Annotated in this window: 2 protein-coding genes; both read left to right on the forward strand. The window is 69.5% G+C overall.

The annotated features are described in order from the left end of the window. Positions 1–1,613, forward strand: a 1,613-nt coding sequence (locus Q7T84_RS03735; protein ID WP_304806359.1) for a topoisomerase C-terminal repeat-containing protein, incomplete at its 5' end; no start/stop codon positions are given. Between the two features lie 59 nt (positions 1,614–1,672). Beyond that, a partial coding sequence (locus tag Q7T84_RS03740) for a hypothetical protein (protein ID WP_304806360.1) occupies positions 1,673–1,958 on the forward strand: 286 nt, incomplete at its 3' end.

Below are 1,958 nucleotides of genomic sequence, written 5' to 3' on the forward strand. Positions count from 1 at the left end.
CCGGCTCGCTGCGCCTGGAGAGCGACCTTGGCCGGCTCTATGAGCTGATCTGGAAGCGGATGATCGCCTCGCAGATGGAAGCGGCCCGCATCGAGCGGACCTCCATCGACCTGGAGAGCGCCGACGGCAAGACCGGGCTGCGCGCCACCGGCCAGGTGATCCTGTTCGACGGCTATCTGGCCGTCTACGAGGAAGGCCGCGACGACGCGGACGACGAGGAAGGCGGCCGCCTGCCGCAGGTCAAGGAAGGCGCGAACGCCCGCGTGATCGACGCGCGCGCCGACCAGCACTTCACCGAGCCGCCCCCGCGCTATTCGGAAGCCAGCCTGGTCAAGAAGATGGAAGAGCTCGGCATTGGCCGTCCCTCGACCTACGCCTCGGTGCTGACCGTGCTGCGCGACCGCGAATACGTCCGCATGGACAAGAACCGCTTCATTCCCGAGGACAAGGGCCGCCTGGTCACCGCGTTCCTCGAGCAGTTCTTCGCCCGCTACGTGGAGTACGACTTCACCGCCGCCCTGGAAGAAAAGCTCGACCTGGTCTCGGCCGGGGAGATGAACTGGAAGGCGCTGCTGCGCGAGTTCTGGCAGGACTTCCACGCCGCGGTCGGCGAGATCGCCGAACTGCGCGTCACCCACGTGCTCGACGCCCTGAACGAGGCGTTGGGTCCGCACATCTTCCCCGCGAAGGAAGACGGTTCGGATCCGCGCGGCTGCCCGACCTGCGACTCCGGCCGGCTGTCGCTGAAGACCGGCAAGTTCGGGGCCTTCATCGGCTGCTCCAACTATCCGGAATGCCGCTACACCCGCCCCATCGCCCAGTCGGACGATGAGAACGCCGCCGAAAGCGGCGACCGGGAACTGGGCGTCGACCCGGTCACCGGCGAGAAGGTGTTCCTGAAGGCCGGCCGCTTTGGCCCCTATGTCCAGCTCGGCGAGGGCGAGAAGCCCAAGCGCTCGTCCCTGCCCAAGGGATGGTCGGCCGCCGCGATGGACCTGGAGAAGGGCCTGCGCCTGCTGCGCCTGCCTCGCGATGTCGGGGCTCACCCCGAGGACGGCGCCATGATCACCGCCGGCATCGGCCGGTTCGGACCGTTCGTGCTGCACAGCGGCACCTATGCGAACCTGCCCAGCGTCGACGAGGTGTTCGACGTCGGCCTCAACCGCGCGGTCACCCTGCTGGCCGAGAAGCGGGCCGGCGGCGGTCGTCCGGGTCGCGGCGAGTCCGCGGCGCTGAAGGACCTGGGCGCACACCCGGTCGACGGCGCGCCCGTCAAGGTGCTGGCCGGCCGCTATGGCCCCTACATCAAGCACGGCTCGACCAACGCCAACGTGCCCAAGGGCAAGGAGCCGTCGGAGATCACGCTGGAGGAAGCCGTGATCCTGATCGCCGAGCGCGAAGCCAAGGGCGGCGGCAAGAAGAAGCCGGCCGCCAAGAAGGCGGCCGCCAAGCCCAAGGCGGAAAAGGCCGCGGCTCCCAAGAAGGCGGCCGCCAAGAAGCCGGCCGCAAAGAAGCCCGCGGCGAAGAAGGCGGCCGCCAAGACGCAAGACGCCAAGACGGGGGACGCCGCCCCGGCGCCCTCGGACGGCGCCGCGCCCTGGGACGACGAATAGGCTGTTGAGGCGGCCTTAACCGGCCGCCGGCAACCTGTGCGCGAGCCAGGGAGCCCCACATGCCGGAGACGCCGACATTCGGCCGCCGCCAGCCCAAGGCGGTCACGCCGCCGGCCCCGAGCCGGCGCGCGCCCAGCTTGGCTGAGCTTGGCGTCACGCCGCCCGACGGGAGCGACCAGGAACTGGAAGCCTGGCGCCTTGAGCGACGCGAGAAGCGACGCCGCGCCTATATGCGCCAGATCACCGGCCTGAGCGGGGTCGGCATTGGGCTGATGCTTTGCAGCCTGATCCTGAAGTTGGCCGACCTCGATCTGCTCAGCGCGATCCCAGGAACTCTCGGCTCGA

Origin of the sequence: Phenylobacterium sp., assembly GCF_030654915.1 — a bacterium.
Lineage (GTDB): Bacteria > Pseudomonadota > Alphaproteobacteria > Caulobacterales > Caulobacteraceae > Phenylobacterium.